Source organism: Pseudomonas sp. B21-059, from assembly GCF_026016285.1.
Classification (GTDB): domain Bacteria; phylum Pseudomonadota; class Gammaproteobacteria; order Pseudomonadales; family Pseudomonadaceae; genus Aquipseudomonas; species Aquipseudomonas danubii.
Genome location: NZ_CP087201.1, coordinates 2,361,270 through 2,381,301, shown reverse-complemented (window position 1 = coordinate 2,381,301; position 20,032 = coordinate 2,361,270). Strand labels below are relative to the sequence as shown.

General features: G+C 68.5%; 2 protein-coding genes (1 of these 2 running past the window's edge). Both read right to left on the bottom strand.

The window, feature by feature from the left end; genetic code table 11:
* A protein-coding gene (locus LOY69_RS10920; RefSeq protein ID WP_265074524.1) for a non-ribosomal peptide synthetase crosses the window boundary here: on the bottom strand, positions 1-6,920 show its start. The gene continues 7,804 nt to the left of window position 1, outside the view; only the first 6,920 of its 14,724 coding nucleotides appear in the window; it begins with the start codon at positions 6,918-6,920; its stop codon lies beyond the left edge, outside the window.
* Positions 6,917-20,032, bottom strand: coding sequence for a non-ribosomal peptide synthetase (locus LOY69_RS10915; protein WP_265074523.1), 13,116 nt, complete (start codon positions 20,030-20,032; stop codon positions 6,917-6,919). The genes LOY69_RS10920 and LOY69_RS10915 overlap by 4 nt, the downstream gene beginning before the upstream one ends.

Here is a 20,032-nt window from a genome sequence, read left to right as displayed (position 1 = left end):
GGCCCGCGCTGCAGGTCGAAGGGCGCCGAGGCTTCTCCTTGCACCAGGGCCTGCAAGGCTTGGTCGGCCTGAGGATGGCCCCGCAGGTTTTCCAGCAGCAGGCCCAGCCCCGCCTCCACGGGCGCGATCAGCACCTCGGCTTCATCAGCGTACTGAGCAAAGCGGCTGCGCAGGGTTTCATGGCGCGCGACGATACGCTCCAGGGCCCGTTGCAGGGCATCGCCATCCAACTGCCCGCGCAAGCGCAAGCCAATGGGAATGTTGTAGGCGGTGTTGGCCCCCTCCATCTGCGCCAGGAACCACAGGCGCTGCTGGGCGAAGGACAAGGGCAACGGCTGATTGCGCGGCGCCGGCAACAGGTCCGGCAGGCTGCTGCGCTCGGCCCGTTCCAGGGCCTCGGCCACGGCGCTGAGCCGGGCATTGGCGAACAGCTCGGCCAGGGCCAGCTCCACCCCCAGGCGCTGGCGCACCTGGGACAGCATGCGCATGGCCAGCAGCGAATGCCCGCCCAGTTCGAAGAAGTGGTCGTGGCGTCCCACCTGCTGCACCTGCAGCAGCTCGCTCCAGATCTCGGCCAGGGCGATCTCGCTGGCGCCCTGGGGAGCCACGTAGTCCTGGGTCAGCAGTGCATCGAGCTCGGGCCGGGGCAGCGCCCGCCGATCCAGCTTGCCGTTGGCGGTCAACGGCAGCGCCTCCAGGCCCACGTAGGCTGCCGGCACCATGTACTCGGGCAAGTGCCCGAGCAATTGGCTGCGCAACGCCGCCGGGGTCAATGCCACGGCGCCGGTCGCGGTGAAATAGGCCACCAGGCGGGTCTGTCCCGGTCGATCCTCCCGGGCCAGCACCAGCGCTTCCTTGATCCCGGGCAGCCGCTTGAGGCAGCTCTCGATCTCCCCCAGTTCGATGCGCACGCCACGGATCTTCACCTGGTCATCGTTGCGCCCCAGGTACTCGATGTGCCCGTCCGCCCGCCAGCGAGCCAGATCGCCGCTGCGGTACATGCGTGCCCCGGGCTGGTCGCTGAAGGGATCGTCGAGGAAACGCTCGGCCGTCAGCTCGTGGCGATTGAAGTAGCCCCGGGCCACCCCGGCGCCGCCCACATAGAGTTCACCGGCCACGCCGATGGGCACCGGCCGCTGCAACTCATCGAGCAGGTAGATCCGCGCGTTGGCGATGGGTCGGCCGATGTCCAGGGGCCCGCCGGCTTCCATCAGCCCGGAAGTCGCCACCACCGTGGCTTCGGTGGGGCCGTAGTTGTTGATCACGGCAAAACTCTGCGGCTGGCTGAACTGCCGCAGGCGGTCGCCACCGATCAACAGGGTGCGCAGCGTCGGATGCCCGAGCGACTGGCTGAAGGCGTATTCCGCCACGGGCGTGGGCAGGAAGCTCAGGTCCAGGGGCTGGGCGCGCCACCACTGCAGCAGTTGGTCGAGGTCCTGGTGGCCGATGCTGGCCGGCGGCAGGTGCAGGGTCGCGCCCGCGCACAGGGTCGGCCAGAACTCCCAGGCCATGGCATCGAAGCTCAGGCCGGCGACACAGGAAGCATGGCGCCCCGGTCCCAGGTCGAACGCCTGGCAGTGCCAGTCCACCAGGTTCTCCAGGGTGCCGTGTGCCACCATCACCCCCTTGGGCAATCCGCTGGAACCGGAGGTGTAGATCACATAGGCCAGATGCTCGCTGCACAGCCCGGGCACCTGGGGGTTGGCCAAGGACTGCTGTTGCCAGTCCGGCTGCTGCAGATCGATCACCGCAACCGACGGATCGCCCACCAGGGCGCGGGTTGCCCCCTGCACCAGCACGGCCAGCGGTGCGCTGTCCTGCAACAGGTAGGCGATACGCTCCGGCGGATGGCTCGGATCGATGGGCACATAGGCGCCACCGGCCTTGACGATTGCCAGTAGACCGACGGCCAGCTCCAGGCCTCGCGGTGCACAGATCGCCACCCGGCTATCCGGGCCCACACCCAGCCCGCGCAGATGGTGGGCCAGTTGATTGGCCCGGGTATTCAACTGCTGGTAGCTCAGGCTCTGCTCACCGGCCTGCAGCGCCGTGGCATCAGCTTGCTGCCTGGCATGTACCTCGAAGCGCTGGTGCAGGGTCATGCCCCTGGGGTAGTCCTGCGTACTGGCGTTGAAGGCCTCCAGCAGTTGTCGACGCTCGCCCTCCTCCAGCAGTTGCACCTGGGCCAGCCGTTGCTGATCGTCCGCCACCATGGCCTGCAGTACCTGCACCAGATAGCCGACGTAACGCTGCACGGTCGCTGCATCGAACAAGGCGGTGGCGTAGTCCAGGGCGCCACGGATCTGCCCCTGGCTTTCTCCCAGGCTCAGGGTCAGGTCGAACTTGGCCACCTGAGTGGCCCCGGCCACGCCTTCGAGCGTCAGCTCATCGAGCACCAGGTCCTGGGCGAAATCGTCGAGCCAGGTCAGCACCACCTGGAACAGCGGGCTGTGGGACAGGCTGCGCTGGGGCCGGACGATCTCCACCACCTGTTCGAAGGGCAGGTCCTGGTGAGCCTGGGCGGCGAAGCTGCGGGCGCGGACCTGGGCCAGTAAGGCGGCAACGCTCTGCTCGGCGTCCAGGTCCAGGCGCAGGGCCAGGGTGTTGACGAACAGGCCGATCAGCCCTTCCACCTCGGCGCGCATGCGGTTGGCCACCGGAATGCCGATCAGCAGATCGGTCTGTCCCGAGAGGCGCCCCAACAGCAAGCCCCAGGCCGCCAGCAGGGTCGTGTACAGGGTGCAGCCATGGCGCTGGCTGAGGCGCTTGAGCTGGGCGCTCAGCGGCCCATCGAGGAGGATCTCGACGCTGCCACCGCTGAAGTCCTGGTGCGGCGGCCGTGGCCGGTCGTAGGGCAGCGTCAGCAAGGTCGGGGCATCGGCCAGGGTCTGGCGCCAGTAGTCGCCCTGCTGCTGCAGCACCTCGCCACTGAGCCAGCGGCGCTGCCACAGGGCAAAGTCGCTGTACTGCACCGCCAGCGGCGGCAGCGGGTCCGGGCGGCCCTGGCTGAAGGCTTGGTACAGGGCCACCAGTTCCCGGGTCAGCACCCCCATGGACCAGCCGTCGGCGACGATGTGGTGCAGGGTCAGCAGCAGCACATGATGATCGTCCGCCAGGGCCAGCAAGCGCCCGCGGATCACTGGCCCGCGTTCCAGGTCGAAGGCCAGGGCCGCCTCGGCCCGTACCCGTTCGGCCAGGTTCCGGGGGGCGTCCCGCAGGTCTTCGAACCCCAGTTCCAGGGCCTCTTCGATGGCACCGATCAGCACCTGGGGTTGGTCTTCACCCAGGACAAAGCGGCTGCGCAAGGTGGCGTGCCGAGCGACGATGGCCTGCAGCGCCTGTTGCAGCGCCGGGCGATCCAGGCGCCCGCGCAGGCCCAGGCCGATGGGGATGTTGTAGGCACTGCCGGCACCGTCCATCTGCGCCAGGAACCACAGGCGTTGCTGGGCAAAGGACAGTGGCAGGTCATGGTCCTGGGACGCCGGGAAGATCTCCGGCAACTGGCTGCGTCCGGCCCGGTCGAGCACCGCCGCCACCGCGCAGAGTTCGGCATTGGCAAACAGCTCGCCCAGGGCCAGCTCCACCCCCAGGCGCTGACGCACCTGGGACACCATGCGCATGGCCAGCAGAGAGTGGCCGCCCAGTTCGAAAAAGTGGTCGTGGCGCCCGACTCGCGGCAAGTGCAGCACTTCTTGCCAGATATCCGCCAGGGTGGTTTCGGTGGGCCCCCGAGGGGCCTGGTACTCGCGGCTGATCAAGGCCGCCTGATCCGGCGCCGGCAGCGCCTTGCGGTCCAGCTTGCCGTTGGCGGTCAGGGGCAAGGCGTCGAGCTGCACATAGGCCATCGGCACCATGGAGTCCGGCAGTTGCGCCAGCAAGTGGGCCCGCAGGTCCGCCACCGACAGCGCAGCAGCCCCCTCGTGCGCAGTGAAATAGGCCACCAGCCGCGGGTTGCCCGGCTGGTCTTCGCGGACCAGCACCACCGCTTCCTTGATCCCGGGGAACGGGTTGAGGCGGCTCTCGATTTCCCCCAGTTCGATGCGCACGCCACGGATTTTCACCTGGTCGTCATTGCGCCCCAGGTACTCGATGCGCCCGTCCGCCAGCCAGCGGGCCAGGTCACCGCTGCGGTACATGCGCGCCCCGGGCTGGTCGCTGAAGGGATCGTCGAGGAAGCGCTCGGCCGTCAGCTCGTTGCGATTGAGGTAACCCCGGGCCACCCCGGCGCCGCCCACATAGAGTTCGCCGGCCACGCCGATGGGCACCGGCCGCTGCAACTCATCGAGCAGGTAGATCCGCGCGTTGGCGATGGGCCGGCCGATGTCCAGGGAGCCGCCCGCCGCTATCGGGCCGGACGTTGCCACCACCGTGGCTTCGGTGGGGCCGTAGTTGTTGATCAGGGCAAAGGGCTGCTGATGACTGAACTGGCGCAGGCGGTCACCACCGATCAACAGGCTGCGCAGGGTCGGGTGTTGCAGTTCCTGGCTGAAGGCGTACTCGGCCACCGGGGTTGGCAGGAAGCTCACCTCCAGGGGCTGGGAACGCCACCAGGCGAGCAAGGCATCCACGTCCTCGCTACCCTCATGGGCCGGTGCCAGGTGCAGGGTGGCGCCGACGCACAAGGCCGGCCAGACCTCCCAGGCCATGGCGTCGAAGCCGAACCCGGCAAGGCTCGACGTGTGGCTGCCGGCGTGCAGGTCGAAGGCCTGGCAGTGCCAGTCCACCAGGTTGCACAGGGTCCGGTGTTCCACCATCACCCCCTTGGGCAGGCCGGTGGAGCCGGAGGTGTAGATCACATAGGCCAGATGGGCCGGGGTCAGCCCCGCCACTTCAAGGTTGTCCTGTGCCGAGTCCTGCCAGAGACGCGGGTCGAGCTCGATCACCGGCACCGACACGCGCGGCAGGCGCCCCAGCAGATCGGCCTGGGTCAGCACCGCCCGCGGGCCGCTGTCCTGCAGCAGGTAGTCCAGGCGCTCGGCGGGATGAGTCGGATCGATCGGCACATAGCAGGCCCCGGACTTGAGGATGGCCAGCAAGCCCACCAGGGTCTCCAGGCCGCGCCGGGCAACGATGGCCACCCGGTCGTCGGGCTGCACGCCCAGCTCGCGCAATTGCCGGGCCAGCACATTGGCCTGCTGGTTGAGCTGGGCGTAGCTCAGGGCGCAGCCCTGGTACCAGGCGGCCACCGCTTCAGGGGTACGGGCCGCCTGGGCCTGGATGCGCTCATGGATGGTCTGGCCCCGGGGGTAATCCACGGCGCTGTGGTTGAAGCCTTCGAGCAACTGCTGGCGCTGGTCCCGGGACAGGATCGGCAGTTGTTCCAGGGCCAGCCCGGGCGTCTGTTCCAGAGCCTGGGCCAGGTGTTCCAGGGTGCACAGCAGGTAGTCGAGGATCGGTCGCGGATCGACCTGGGTGCTGGCCAGCAAGGTCAGGCCAAAGCCCGCGCCGAGGTCGTCGACACTCAGGGTCAGGGGGTAGTTGGTGCGCTCCTCGGAGTGCAGGGTGCTGATCCCGGCCCAGGCGGCCTGGGCCTCGGTGCTGACGGCGGCGCCGCTGTGGCGGTAATTGAGCAAGGCACTGAACAGCGGGGTCGGCGCGCTCACGCCACTGCAGCGCTGGGCCAGGGCCAGGGCCGCGTGTTCATGGCGCAGCAAGGTGGTCAGGCGCGCATGGGTGGCCTTGAGGGCCTCATCCAGGGGGCGTTCGTCCACATCCAGGCGAAACGGCAAGGTGTTGATGAAGATCCCCAGGGCCCGGTCGGTGGCCTCGGCGCCCTGCATGCGCCCCATCAGCACCGTGCCGAACACCACCTTGCGCTTGCCCGCCAGGGTCGCCAGCACCCGGCCCCAGGCCAGGTGGAACAGGCTCGCGGCGCTGACCCCGGCCTGCCGCGCCCGGGCCCGCAGGTGCTGGCTCAACGGCTCCGGCAGGGTCAGGCTGGCTTCCTCGATGGCTCGCCCATCGCCCTGCACATCCTGCAGGCCGAACGCCAGGGTCGGTTCGTCGATATCGCCGAGCATCTGCCGGAAGAAGGCCTCGTGCTCCTCTTCGCGGGTGCCCAGCCGGGCCTGGGCCACGTAGTTGCGAAACGCCAGGGCCGGCCCCAGGCGCTCGCCCTGGCCCATGAGCAACGCCTGCATTTCATGGCGCACCACATCCAGGGCGCTGTGATCCAGGGCCATGTGATGGAACAGCAACATGGCGACAATCCGCTGCCCGGCGGCGTCCCAGGCATGCACCAGGCGCAGCATCGGCGCTTGGCTGATGTCCAGGCGAAAGTGGCGGGCGTCGAAACGGCCATGCAACTGGGCCATGACGTCGCCCGCGCCCGGGTCGGTCTCGACCTCCTGGAGCACCAGCGCGGCTTCGCGCCAGACCACCTGCATCGGCTGCTCCAGGCCATCCCAGAGCACCGCGGTGCGCAGGATATCGTGGCGCGCAATGACCCCGCGCAAGGCCTCGGCAAAGGCCTCCAGGCGCTCGCGGCTGGCGAAGGCAAAATGCGCCTGCATGACATAGGGATCGCCCTGCACGGCACTGACATGGTGATAGAGAATCCCCTCCTGCAGCGGCGCCAGAGGGTAGATGTCCTGCACGTTGGCCACCCCGCCCGGCACCGTGGCGACAATGCGCTCGATGGCCTCCTGGCTGAGGTCGGCCAGGGGCAGCAAGTCCGGGGTGATGTGGCGGGTCGCCGGGGTGATGCCGTTGGCCGGCACCTGGACCTGCCCGGCCTTGGTGGCCGAGTATTTCCCGGCCTTGATCAGCTCGATCAGTTGCGGTTTGTATTCCCGCAGCTGGGCCAGCAGGGCCGGTTCGCTCAAGGCCTGCTTGTTGCCCTGGACCACCAGTTGCTCGCCCTTGAGCACCAGTTGCACGTCTTTTTCCTTCAGTGTCGCCAACAGTTCGGTCACGCTCACAGGACGATCTCCATTCGTTCGGTCATTGCCGCGTAGCCCGCCAGGGTCGGTTGTTCGAACAGCGTCCTGACATCGGCTTCCATGCCTTCTTCGCGCATCCGGCTGATCAGGCTCACGGCCAGCAGCGAATGCCCGCCCAGTTCAAAGAAGTGATCGTGGCGCCCCACCCGCTCCACATTGAGCAACTCGGCCCAGAGCCGGGCCAGGGTGATCTCCGTGTCTCCGATGGGCGCCTCGTATTCGCGCACCAGGGCCGCGTCGCGCCCCGGAACCGGCAGGTCCTTGCGCGCCAGCTTGCCGTTGGGGCTCAAGGGCAGCGCCTCCAGGTGCACGAACAGCGCCGGCACCATGTAGTCCGGCAGGTGCTCGCGCAACTGCGCCCGCAGGCTGTCGATGGGCAGTTGGCCGTGCGTTTCGTGGCGGGTGTAGTAGGCCACCAGACGCAGATCCCCGGGCACATCTTCCCGGGCCAGCACCACCGCTTCCTTGACCCCGTCCAGCTGGGTCAGGCGGGCCTGAATTTCCCCCAGCTCGATGCGCAGGCCGCGGATCTTCACCTGATCGTCGTTGCGCCCCAGGTACTCGATAGCGCCGTCGGCCCGATAGCGACCCAGGTCGCCAGTGCGGTACAGGCGCGCTCCAGGCGCCTCACTGAACGGGTCCTTGAGGAAGCGCTCGGCGGTCAGTTGTTCACGGTTAAGGTAACCCCGGGCCACCTGCACCCCGCCGATGTACAACTCGCCCACCACTCCCCGAGGCACTGGCTGCATGTGCCCGTCCAGCAGGTAGATGCGGGTGTTGGCGATGGGCTTGCCGATGGGGGTGTTGTCCGGGGTGCTGTGCAACGGCCCGGCGCAATCCCAGGCAGTGACGTCCACCGCCGCTTCGGTGGGGCCGTAGAGGTTGTGCAGCCCGACCTGCGGCATCTGCTGTTTGAAGCGCCGCACCAGGCTGCCCGGCAAGGCCTCGCCGCTGCACATCACCTGGCGCAGGCCGAGGTCCTCCACTTCCTGACCATGGGCCAGGAACACATCGAGCATCGACGGCACGAAGTGCAGGGTACTGATGCCTTCATCACGGATCACCTGGCGCAGGTAGGCCGGGTCCTTGTGCCCTTCGGGGCGGGCCATCACCAGCCGTGCGCCAGTGAACAGCGGCCAGAAGAACTCCCAGACCGAAACGTCGAAGCTGAAGGGGGTCTTTTGCAGCACCGCGTCATCGGCCGTCAGGCGGTACTGCTCCTGCATCCACAGCAGGCGGTTGACCACCGCCCGGTGCTCGTTCATCACGCCCTTGGGCTGGCCGGTGGAACCGGAGGTGTAGATCACATAGGCCAGATGGCTCGGGCTCAGTCCAGAGTGTTGCGGATTGGCCTGGGGCGCCTCGCTCCAGACCCAGCGGTCGAGTTCCACCAGAGGCGCTTTCAGCTCGCCCGGAAGGGGCCGGCCGCCAGCCTGCACCAGCACCGCCAGGGGCGCGCTGTCCTCAAGCATGTAGGCGATGCGTTCTGCGGGGTACGCCGGGTCGATGGGCACATAGGCGCCGCCGGCCTTGAGAATCGCCAGCAGGCCGATGACCATTTCCAGGCCGCGCTCGACGCAGATCGCCACCCGGGTATCGGGCCCCACCCCCAGTTGCAGCAAATGCCCGGCCAACTGGTTGGCCCGCTGGTTGAGCTGGTGATAGCTCAGGCGCTGCTCACCGGCCTGCACCGCCAATGCCTCGGGAGTGCGCAGTACCTGGGCCTCGAACAAGCCGTGCAGGGTCTGCTCCAGCGGATAGTCCCGGGTCGTGGCATTGCAGGCGTGCAGCAACTGCCGGCGCTCCTCCGGCGGCAGGATCGGCACCTGGCGCAAGGGGCGCTGGGGTGCCTGTTCCAGGGTGTCCACCAGGGCGTGCAGGGCCTGCTCCATGTAGCCGCAGATGCGCTCGGCACCGATCCGCGCCAGGGTCATGGCGGTCAGCCGGAAGCCCTGGCCCAGGTCATCGACGTTGAGGCTCAGGGGGTAGTTGGTGCGCTCTTCGCTGCGCAGGGTCTGGATGCCTTGCCAGGCCTGTTGCATGGCTGGGCTCGGCGCTGCGTCGCTGCCGTGGCGGTAGTTGAGCATGGCGCTGAACAGCGGCAGCGGCGCGGCCACGGCGCTGCAACGCTGGGCCAGGGCCAGGGAAGCATGCTCGTGCCCCAGCAAGGCGCTGAGCCGGGCATGGGTCGCCTTGACTGCCGCCCGGGTGCCGCTGTGGTCCAGGTCGACCCGCAACGGCAAGGTGTTGATGAACATGCCCAGGGCCCGGTCGGCCCCCAGTCCGCCTTGCAGGCGTCCCAGCAGCACGGTGCCGAACACCACCCGCTCCTGGCCCGAGGTGACGCTCAGGACCCGGGCCCAGGCCAGGTGGAACAGGCTCGCGGCACTGACCCCCAGCAGCCGAGCCTGGGCCCGCAGGCGCGCACTCAGGTCGGCGTCCAGCGCCCGCTGCAACTCTTCAATGGCCTCACCATCGCCCTGCACGTCCTGCAGGCCGAACGGCAGGGTCGGTTCGTCGATGTCCCCGAGCATCTCGCGGAAGAACGCCTCATGCTCCTCGCGACTGCCCCCCAGGCGAGCCTGGGCCACATAGTTGCGATAGGGAATCGCCGTGCCGGCAGGCTCCTGCCCCAACAGACAGGCCTGGATTTCCTCGCGGACCACCTCCAGGGCGGTGTGGTCCAGGACGATGTGATGGAACAGCAGGATCGCCACCGTGCGTTGCCGGACCGGGTCCTGGGCATGGACCAGGCGCATCAACGGCGCCTGGGTCAGCTCCAGGCGCCAATGCCGGGCATCGAAGCGTGCCTGCAACTGCTCAAGGATGTCGCCCTCGGCCGGGTCGAGGATGACCTCCTCCACCGCCACCCGGGCCCGGCGCCAGACCACCTGCAGTGGCTGTTTCAGGCCCTCCCAGAGCACTGCGGTGCGCAGGATGTCGTGGCGCTCGCCCACGCGCTGCAAGGCCTGGGTGAAGTCTTCCAGGCGCTGCCGGTCGGCGAAGGCCAGATGGGATTGCAGCAGGTAAGGATCACCCTGGCGGGCGCTCAGGTGGTGATAGAGGATGCCCTCCTGCAATGGCGCCAGGGGGTAGATGTCCTGCACGTTGGCCACCCCGCCCGGCACCGTGGCGACGATGCGTTCGATGGCGTCCTGGTCCAGTTCGATCAGCGGCAACAGCTCGGGGGTGATGCGCTGGCAATCGGCGCCGATCAGATTGGCCGGCACCTGCACCTCGCGACCGCTGCCCACCGCAGCGGCCAGGGCCGCCAGGGTCGGCTGGTTGAACAGCACTCGCACATCGGCGCCAAGGCCGATCTGGCGCATGCGCTCGATCAGGCTCACCGCCAGCAGCGAGTGCCCGCCCAGCTCGAAGAAGTGATCATGGCGCCCGACCTGCTGCACCTGCAGCAGCTCGCTCCAGATCTGCGCCAGGGCGTTTTCCACCTCGCCCTGGGGCGCTTCGAATTCGCGGCTCAGCCAGGCGTCCTGATCCGGTTGTGGCAACGCCTTGCGATCGAGCTTGCCGTTGGCGGTCAGGGGCAGCGCCAGCAAGCGCACATAGGCCACCGGCAGCATGTAGTCCGGCAGCCGGCCTTGCAGGTGGTCGCGCAAATCCTGGAGATCCAGCTCCTGGTTGGAAACCTCGGCATGCTCGGTGAAGTACGCCAGCAAACGCCCTTCGCGCACCAGCACCAGGGCTTCCTTGAGGGCCGGATGGCTCAGCAGCGCCGCCTCGATTTCGCCCGGCTCGATGCGCATGCCACGGACCTTGACCTGATCGTCGTTGCGCCCCAGGTAGTCGAGGCTGCCGTCGGCACGCCAGCGGGCCAGGTCGCCCGTGCGATACAGGCGCGCCTGGGGCTCGGCGCAGAACGGGTCGTCGAGGAAACGCTCGGCCGTCAGCGCGTCGCGATTGAGGTAACCCCGGGCCACCCCGGCGCCACCTACGTAGAGCTCACCGATTACCCCCAGGGGCACCGGGCGCTGCAGTTCGTCCAGCAGGTAGATCCGCGCATTGGCCATGGGCCGGCCGATGTGCAAGGAGCCGCCCACTGCTATTGGGCCGGACGTGGCCACCACCGTGGCTTCGGTGGGCCCGTAGTTGTTGATCACGGCAAACCCCGGGTCGGCCGGGAACTGGCGCAGGCGGTCGCCGCCGATCAGCAAGGTGCTCAGGGTCGGGTGACCCTGGCCCTGGCTGAAGGCGTACTCGGCCACCGGCGTCGGCAGGAAGCTGATATCCAGGGGCTGGGCCCGCCACCAGCCGAGCAAGGCGTCAAGGTCCTGGCTGCCGACCTCGGCCGGTGGCAGGTGCAAGGTGGCGCCGCTGCACAGGGTCGGCCAGACCTCCCAGGCCATGGCGTCAAAACCCAGGCCGGCGACGCTGGAACTGTGGCGCCCCGGCCCCAGGTCGAAGGTCGCGCAGTGCCACTGCACCAGGTTCTCCAGGCTCTGGTGCTCCACCATCACGCCCTTGGGCTGGCCGGTGGAACCGGAGGTGTAGATCACATAGGCCAGGTGCGCCGGGGTCAGCCCCGGCACCTGGGGATTGTCCAGGGGCGCCTGCTGCCAGACGCAGCCGTCGAGGTCGATCCGCACCAGGCCGGGCATCTCCGGCAACTCACAGGTAGCACCCTGCACCAGCACCGCCAGCGGTGCGCTGTCCTGCAACAGGTAGGCGATGCGCTCCGGCGGATGGCTCGGGTCGATGGGCACATAGCTGGCTCCGGCCTTGAGAATCGCCAGCATGGCCGTCAGCAGTTGCGGCCCCCGCGGCAGGCACAGCGCCACGCGCTCGTCGGGGCCGGCCCCCAGCTCCAGCAGTTGCCGGGCCAGTTGATTGGCCCGCTGATTCAGTTGCCGGTAGCTCAGGCGCAATGGCCCTTGCACCAGGGCCACGGCCTCGGGCGCGGCCTGCACCCGGGCCTCGAACAGGCCGTGCAGGGTCTGTCCACGGGGATAGTCGGCGGCGCTGGCGTTGAAGCCTTCCAGCAACTGCTGGCGCTCCGCCGTCGGCAGTACCGAGAGCTGCACTAGGTCCAGGTCCGGACTCCATTCCAGGGCATCGGCCAGTTGCTCCAGCACCTGGAGCATGTAGCCGGCCATGCGCTGTGCGCCAATCGCCGGCAGCGCCAGCAGCGACAGGCTGAAGCCCTGGCCCAGGTCGTCGACGCTCAGGCTCAGCGGATAGTTGCTGCGCTCCTCGCCCCCCAGCAGCTCAATCCCCTGCCAGATATCCAGGCCAGCGCCGCGTCCGGCGTACGCCACGCTGTGCCGGTAGTTGAGCAAGGCACTGAACAGCGGCGAGCTGGCCGGCACCCCGCTGCAAAGCTGGGCCAGGGCCAGGGACGCATGTTCATGAGCCAGCAGGGCGCTGAGCCGGGCATGGGTCGCACGGACCCCGGCCCGCACGCTGCCGGCGTCCACATCCACCCGCAGCGGCAAGGTATTGATAAACACCCCCAGGGCCCGGTCGGCGCCCTCACCGCCCTGCATCCGCCCCATCAGCACGGTGCCGAACACCACCTGCCGGCGATTGGACACCTGCCCCAGGACCAGGCCCCAGGCCAGGTGCATCAGCGCCGCGGCACTGACCCCCAACTGCCGCGCCTGCTCGCGCAGGCGCAGGCTCAGGGCGTCGGGCACAGGCACCCGGGCCTCTTCGATATCCCGGCCATCGCCCTGCACATCCTCCACGGCAAAGGCCAGGGTCGGCTCGTCGATATCACCGAGCATCTGCCGGAAGAACCCCTCGTGCTCCGCCTGACCGGCCCCCAGCCGAGCCTGGGCCACGTAGTTGCGATAAGGCATCGGGGTGCCCAGGCGCTCGTGGTGGTTGAACAGCAGCGCACGCATTTCCTCGCCGATCACCTCCATGGCGGTGTGATCCAGGGCCAGGTGGTGGAACAGCAGGATCGCCAGCACCCGCGACTGCCCCGGGACCCGGGCATAGACCAGGCGGATCAGCGGCGCGCGGGTCAGGTCCAGGCGCCAATGGCGGGCGTCGAAACGTTGCTGCAGTTGTTCGAGCAGATCGCCGTCGGCCGGGTCCAGGACCTGCTCCAGAACCTGCAGTTCGGCCTGCCGCCAGACCACCTGCAGCGGCTGCGGCAAGCCCTCCCAGAGCACCGCGGTGCGCAGGATGTCGTGACGCTGGATGACCTGTTGCATGGCCCCGGCAAAGCGCTGCAAACGCTCCAGGCTGTCGAAGGCCAGGCGCGATTGCAGCAGGTAGGGATCGCCCTGTTCGGCACTCAGGTGGTGATAGAGAATGCCCTCCTGCAGCGGCGCCAGGGGGTAGATGTCCTGCACATTGGCCACGCCCCCGGGGACGCTGGCCACCACCCGATCGATGGCTTGCTGGTCCAGTTCGATCAGCGGCAGCAGCTCTGGTGTGATGCCCTGGCAATCGGCGCCGATCAGATTGGCCGGCACCTGCACCTCGCGACCGCTGCCCACCGCGGCGGCCAGGGCCGCCAGGGTCGGCTGGCCAAACAGCACCCGCACATCGGCGCTGAGGCCGATCTGGCGCATGCGCTCGATCAGGCTCACCGCCAGCAGCGAGTGCCCGCCCAGCTCGAAGAAATGATCGTGACGCCCGACCCGCTCGACCTTGAGCAGTTCGCTCCAGATCCGTGCCAGGGCCGTCTCCACCTCGCCCTCGGGAGCGACGAAGCCACGGCTGAGCAGGGCCGACTGATCCGGCGCCGGCAGGGCCTTGCGGTCCAGCTTGCCGTTGTTGGTCAGGGGCAATGCATCGAGGCGCACATAGGCCAGGGGCACCATGTAGTCCGGCAGTTGCTGTTGCAGCGCCTGGCGCAGGGATTCGGCGGACGGCTCCGGGGTGTCGGCCTGCACGCTGTAGTAGGCCACCAGGCGCTTGTCCCCGGGCTCATCCTCGCGGGCCAGGACCACGCCTTCCTTGACCCCGGGACAGCTCAGCAAGCGCGCCTCGATCTCGCCCGGTTCGATGCGCAGGCCGCGAATCTTCACCTGATCGTCGTTGCGACCCAGGCACTCCAGCACACCGTTGTCCAGCCAGCGACCCAGGTCCCCGGTGCGGTACAGCAGCGCCTGCGGCTGGTCGCTGAAAGGGTCGCGGATGAACTTCTCGGCGCTCAGTTCGGGACGGTTGAGGTAACCCAGGGCCACGCCATCGCCACCAATGACGATCTCGCCCTGGGCCCCCAGGGGCACTGGTTGCTGGTGCTGATCCAGGACATACACCCGGGTATTGGAGATCGGCCGGCCGATGGCCACGTGCTCGGCCTCGACCGCCAATTGCCGGACCTCATGGGTGGTGGCGTAGGTGGTGGTTTCGGTGGGGCCATAGCAGTGCACCAGGCGCAGTTGCGGCGCGTGCGCCAAGAGCCGGCGGAAGGCCGCCGGGTCGGCACGCTCGCCGCCGCAGAGGAGAATCCGCAAGCCCTTGAGGGCCTCGGGAATCAGCTGCACATACTGGTTGAACAGCGCCGTGGTGACGAACAGCACCGTGGCCCCCAAGGTGCTCAGGGCCTGGCCGAAGCGCACCGGGTCCAACAGGGTGTGGTGATCGATGACCAGCACCCGCCCGCCGTTGAGCAAGGCCCCCCAGACGTCCATGGTGCTGGCGTCGAAGGCCGGATTGGAGGCGAAGATCACCCGATCCTCGGGATTGAAATCGGCGTAGCCGTTGTTGATCACCAAGCGGCTGATGGCCCGGTGCGGCACCCGTACCCCCTTGGGCGTGCCGGTGGAGCCGGAGGTGTACATGATGTACGCCACGCTCTCGGAGGACTGGGGCAGGTCCGGGTTGTGGGTGGGCAAGGCATTCAGCCGCAGGCGATCCAGGTCCACGCGCCGGGCCGGGCAATCCAGCACCTCGTCGCTGCGGGTCAGCAAGACCACGCTGCGGCTGTCGCTGACCATGAAACCCTGGCGCTGGGCCGGGGCATGGATGTCCAGGGGCACATAGGCCGCGGCGCACTTGCTGATGGCCAACTGGCTCAGCAACAGGTCCAGGGAGCGTGGCAACAGAATCGCCAGGTGATCCCCGGGCTGTACCCCCAGCTCCAGCAGATGGTGGGCCAGCTGGTTGGCCCGGGTATTGAGTTCGGCGTAGCTGAGCAGCGCATCGCCCTCCACCGCCGCCACCCGCTGCGGATGGGCCTGGGCCTGGGCTTCGAACAGTTGGTGCAGGGTCTGTCGGCGCGGATAGTCACGGGCCGTGGCATTGAACTCCACCAGCAGTTGCCGGCGTTCGGCCGCGGGCAGCAGCGGGATCTGTTGCAGGGCCATGTCCGGCGTCTGCTCCAGGGCCTGGGCCAGGTGCTCCAGGACGCATTCCATGTAGCGGCAGACCCGCTCGCCATTGACCTGGGCCACCGCCTGCAGGGTCAGGCGCAAGCCCTCGCCGTCATCGTCGATGTTCAGCGCCAGCGGGTAGTTGCTGCGCTCTTCGGACGCCAGCACGCGAATGCCGTCCCAGGCCGCCGGACCCTGGTCCCCAGCGGCTTGCTGGGGGCTGTGACGGTAGTTGAGCAGGCTGTTGAACAGCGGCTGCGCCGCCGGTACGCCACTGCAACGCTGGGCCAGGGCCAGGGAGGCGTGCTCATGCCCCAGCAGTTGCGCCAGTTGCTGATGGGTATGGCCCAGGGCCTCTGCCACGCCCTGGGGGCCCAGGCCGATCCGCAGTGGCAAGGTGTTGATGAACATGCCCAGGGCGCGGTCGGCCCCCGCCCCGCCGTGCATGCGGCCCAGCAGCACGGTGCCGAACACCACGTCGTCGCGGCCGGACAGCGGCCCCAGGACCCGGCCCCAGGCCAGGTGCATCAGGCTGGCGACACTGACGCCAAGGCTGCGCGCCTGCTGGCGCAAACGCCGGCACAGTGCCGGTTCCAGCCGCAGTTGCTGCTCGCGGATGCCGCTGCCGTCGCGATTGACGTCCTGCAGGCCGAACGCCAGGGTCGGCTCGTCGATGTCCCCCAGCATCTGGCGAAAGAACGCCTGATGTTCCGGTTCGCCAAGCCCCAGGCGCGCCTGGGCCACATAGTTGCGGTAAGGCACGGCAGGCGGCAGCTGCGCGCCGTGGCCTTGCAGCACGGCACTGATCTCTTGCACCAGCACCTCAAGGGAGCTGTGGTCCAGGGCCAGGTGATGCAGCAACAGGATGCCCAGCCAGCGCTGCGGGTCAGCGTCCCGGGCACAGACCAGGCGCAGCAAAGGTGCCCGGCCCAGGTCGAGGCGATAGTGACGAGGGTCGAAACCGGCCTGCAGTTGCCCGAGGATCGTCCCCCGGGCGGGGTCCAGCTCCAGCACTTCCAGCTCCAGGGGAGCCTGGCGCCAGACCACCTGCACCGCCGCGTCGAGGCCCTCCCAGACCACGCTGGTGCGCAAAATGTCGTGGCGCTGGATCACCTGCTGCAAGGCCAGGGTAAAGGTCTGCAAGACGTCGTCGCTGGCGAACTCGAACTGCACCTGGAGCACATAGGGATCGCCCTCGGTGCTGCTCAGGTGGTGATACAGGATGCCCGCCTGCAAGGGGGCCAGGGCATAGATGTCCTGAACGTTGGCCGCGCCACCGGGCACCTGGGCCAGCACCCGGTCGATGGCCGCTTGATCGAGGTCCGCCAGGGGCAGCAGCTCTGGCGTGATGCGCCGGCAATCGGCTGCGATGCGGTTGGCCGGCACCTGCACCTCGCGCTGCCCACCCACGGCGGCCGCCAGGGCGGCCAGGGTCGGCTGGCCGAACAGCACCCGCACATCGGCGCACAGATCCACCTGGCGCATGCGCTCCATCAGTTTGACCGCCAGCAGCGAATGGCCGCCCAGCTCGAAGAAATGGTCCTGGCGCCCGACCTGGGGTACTTGCAGCAGCTCCTGCCAGATCTTCGCGATGGCCTGCTCCACCTCGCCCTGGGGCGCTTGATAGTCGCGTCGGGCCAGCGCGGCGCTGTCCGGCGCCGGCAGGGCCTTGCGGTCGAGCTTGCCGTTGGTGGTCAGGGGCCAGGCCTGCAGCAGCACGAAGGCGCTGGGCAGCATGTACTCCGCCAGGCTCTGGCGCAGTTGCTCACGCAGTTGCGCGGCGCCCGGGGCCGCTCCCGGCCGGGGAATCACATAGGCCACCAGGCGCTTGTCTCCCGGGCTCTGTTCCCGGGCGATCACCACCGCCTCGCCCACCCCGTCGCACGCCGCCAGCCGCGCCTGGACCTCCCCCAGCTCGATGCGGAAACCGCGAATCTTCACCTGATCGTCGTTGCGCCCCAGGTACTCCAGGCTGCCATCGGTGCGCCAGCGGGCCAGGTCGCCGGTCTTGTACAGCCGCGCCCCCGGTCGATTGCTGAAGGGGTCGGCGATGAAGCGCTCGGCGTTGAGTTGATCACGGTTGAGGTAACCCCGGGCCACCCCGGCGCCCCCCACATACAGTTCCCCCACCACCCCCGTGGGCAAGGGCTCGCGGCGGGCGTCCAGCACATAAAGTTGCAGGTCGGGAATCCGTCGGCCGATGGGGCTGCTGCCCACCCATTGCGCGTCCGCCGCCTGCAACGGCCGGTAGGTCACGTGCACCGTGGTTTCGGTGATGCCGTACATGTTCACCAGTTGCGTGCCGACGTTCTCCAGCCGGGCGTACCAGGGCTTGAGCATTCCCGGCTCCAGGGCTTCGCCGCCGAAGATCACCTGGCGCAGGGAATGCTTGAGCCCGCTCTGGTCCTGGGCCGCAATCAGCGAGCGGAAGGCACTGGGGGTCTGGTTGAGGATGCTCACCCGGGCCTCGCACAGCAGTGCGTAGCAAGCTTGCGGGGAGCGGCTGACGACCTGGGGCACCACCAGCAACTGGCCGCCATGGATCAGGGCGCCCCAGATCTCCCACACCGAGAAGTCGAAGGCGAAGGAATGGAACAGCGCCCAGACGTCGCGCCAGTTGAAATCGAACCAGTCGCGGGTGGCGGAAAACAGCCGGGCGACGTTGCGGTGTTCCACCATCACGCCCTTGGGCAGACCGGTGGAGCCGGAGGTGTAGATCACATAGGCCAGGTTGGCCGGGGTCAGCCCCGGCACGTCGGGGTTGTCCGGGGACTCGTGGGCCAGGGTGCGGCTGTCGAGGTCGATCAGCGGCACCCGCAGGTCGGCCACCAGGGCCTGGGTATCGGCCTGCACCAGCAGCGCCACCGGGGCGCTGTCCTCCAGGGTGTAGGCGATGCGCTCCCGGGGATAGGCCGGGTCGATGGGCACGTAGGCGCCACCGGCCTTGAGGATGCCCAGCAGGCCGATGATCATTTCCAGGCCGCGCTCGACGCAGATCGCCACGCGCTGGTCCGCACGCACCCCCAGCGCCAGCAAGCGATGGGCCACCTGATTGGCGCGGCGGTTGAGCTCGCCGTAACTCAGACGCTGTGCCTGGAAAAGCAGCGCCGGCGCCTCGGGCTGGACCCGGGCCTGGGCCTCCACCTGCTGATGGATCAGCGGGCTGTCGGGGTACAGCCCCAGGGGCGTGTTCAGGCCCTGCAGCAGGTAACGCCGCTCGCTGGCCGGGAGCATTTCCAGGCTGTACAACGGCGCCTCGGGGTTTGCCTGCAGGGCCAGGGCCAGGCTTTCCAGGGTGGTCAGCAGGTAGCCGCTGATGCGCTCGGCACCCAGGCTGGCGTCCACCAGGGCGGTGATCTGCAGGTCCTCGCCCAGATCGTCGATGTTGACGGTCAGCGGGTAGTTGGTGCGCTCCTGGGCACCCAGTACCTGGATGCCCGGCACCAGCTCCTGGACCTGGTCGCCATCGGCCCGGTGGCTGTGGCGGTAGTTGAGCATGGCGCTGAACAGCGGGGTCGGCGCACTGACTGCGCTGCAACGCTGGGCCAGGGCCAGGGAGGCGTGCTCATGGGCCAGCAAGGCGCTCAGCCGAGCATGGGTCGCCAGCACCCCGGCGCGCACGCTTTGCGCTCCCACATCCACCCGCAGCGGCAGGGTGTTGATGAACATGCCCAGGGCCCGCTCACCGCCCTCGCCCACTTCCATGCGCCCCAGCAGCACGGTGCCGAACACCACCGCCTCGCGCCCGGACAGCTGGCCCAGGACCCGGCCCAGGGCCAGGTGCATCAGGCTTGCCACACTCACCCCCAGTTGCCGGGCCTGGCTGCGCAGGCGCTGGCTGAGCTGGCGATCCAGAGGCAGCCGGTGTTCTTCAATGCGGCCGGTTGCGCCCTGCACATCCCCCAGGCCGAACGGCAGGGTCGGCTCATCGATATCCCCGAGCATGTCGCGGAAGAAGGCTGCGTGGCGCTCCTCGCTCTGCCCCAGGCGGGCCTGGGCCAGGTGGTTGCGAAACGGCACCGGCAGCGGCAACTGCTCGCGCTGGCCCAGCAGACAGGCCTGGATTTCCTGGCGCACCACATCCAGGGCGGCGTGGTCCAGGGCCATGTGGTGAAACAGCAGCAACGCCACCTGACGCGAGTTGATCGGGTCCTCGGCGTGCACCAGGCGCAACAGCGGCGCCTGGCGCAGGTCCAGGCGGAAATGCCGGGAATCGTAGCGCTGCTGCAACTGGGCCAGGGCATCGCCCCCGGCGGCGTCCAGCGGTAGGGCTTCACACTGCAGCGGCGCCTGGCGCAGGACCACCTGCAGCGGTTCATCGAGGCTTTCCCAGACGATCGCGGTACGCAGGATGTCGTGGCGCTCGATCACCCATTGCAAGGCCTCGGCAAAGGCCTGCAGCCGTTGCCGGTCGGCAAAGGCGAAATGCGCCTGGAGCACATAGGGATCGCCCTGGGGCGCGGACAGGTAGTGATAGAGCATGCCTTCCTGCAGCGGCGCCAGGGGGTAGATGTCCTGCACATTGGCGGCGCCCCCTGGCACGCCGGCGACGATGCGGTCGATGGCCGGCTGCTCCAGTGACGCCAGGGGCAGCATGTCCGGGGTGATCCTGAAGGCCGGGCTCAGCCAGTGGCCGCCCTGTTCGCTCACCTGCTGCAGAAGCTGCGCCTTGTGCTGGATCAGGCTGTCCCAGAGTGCGTCGTCCAGGGCCTCGTCATCGCCCTGCACCAGCAGATCCTCGCCGTCCCGTTGAAGACGGATCGCGAGGGTCGAAAGAACGGCCATCAATTCGCTGAACTGCAT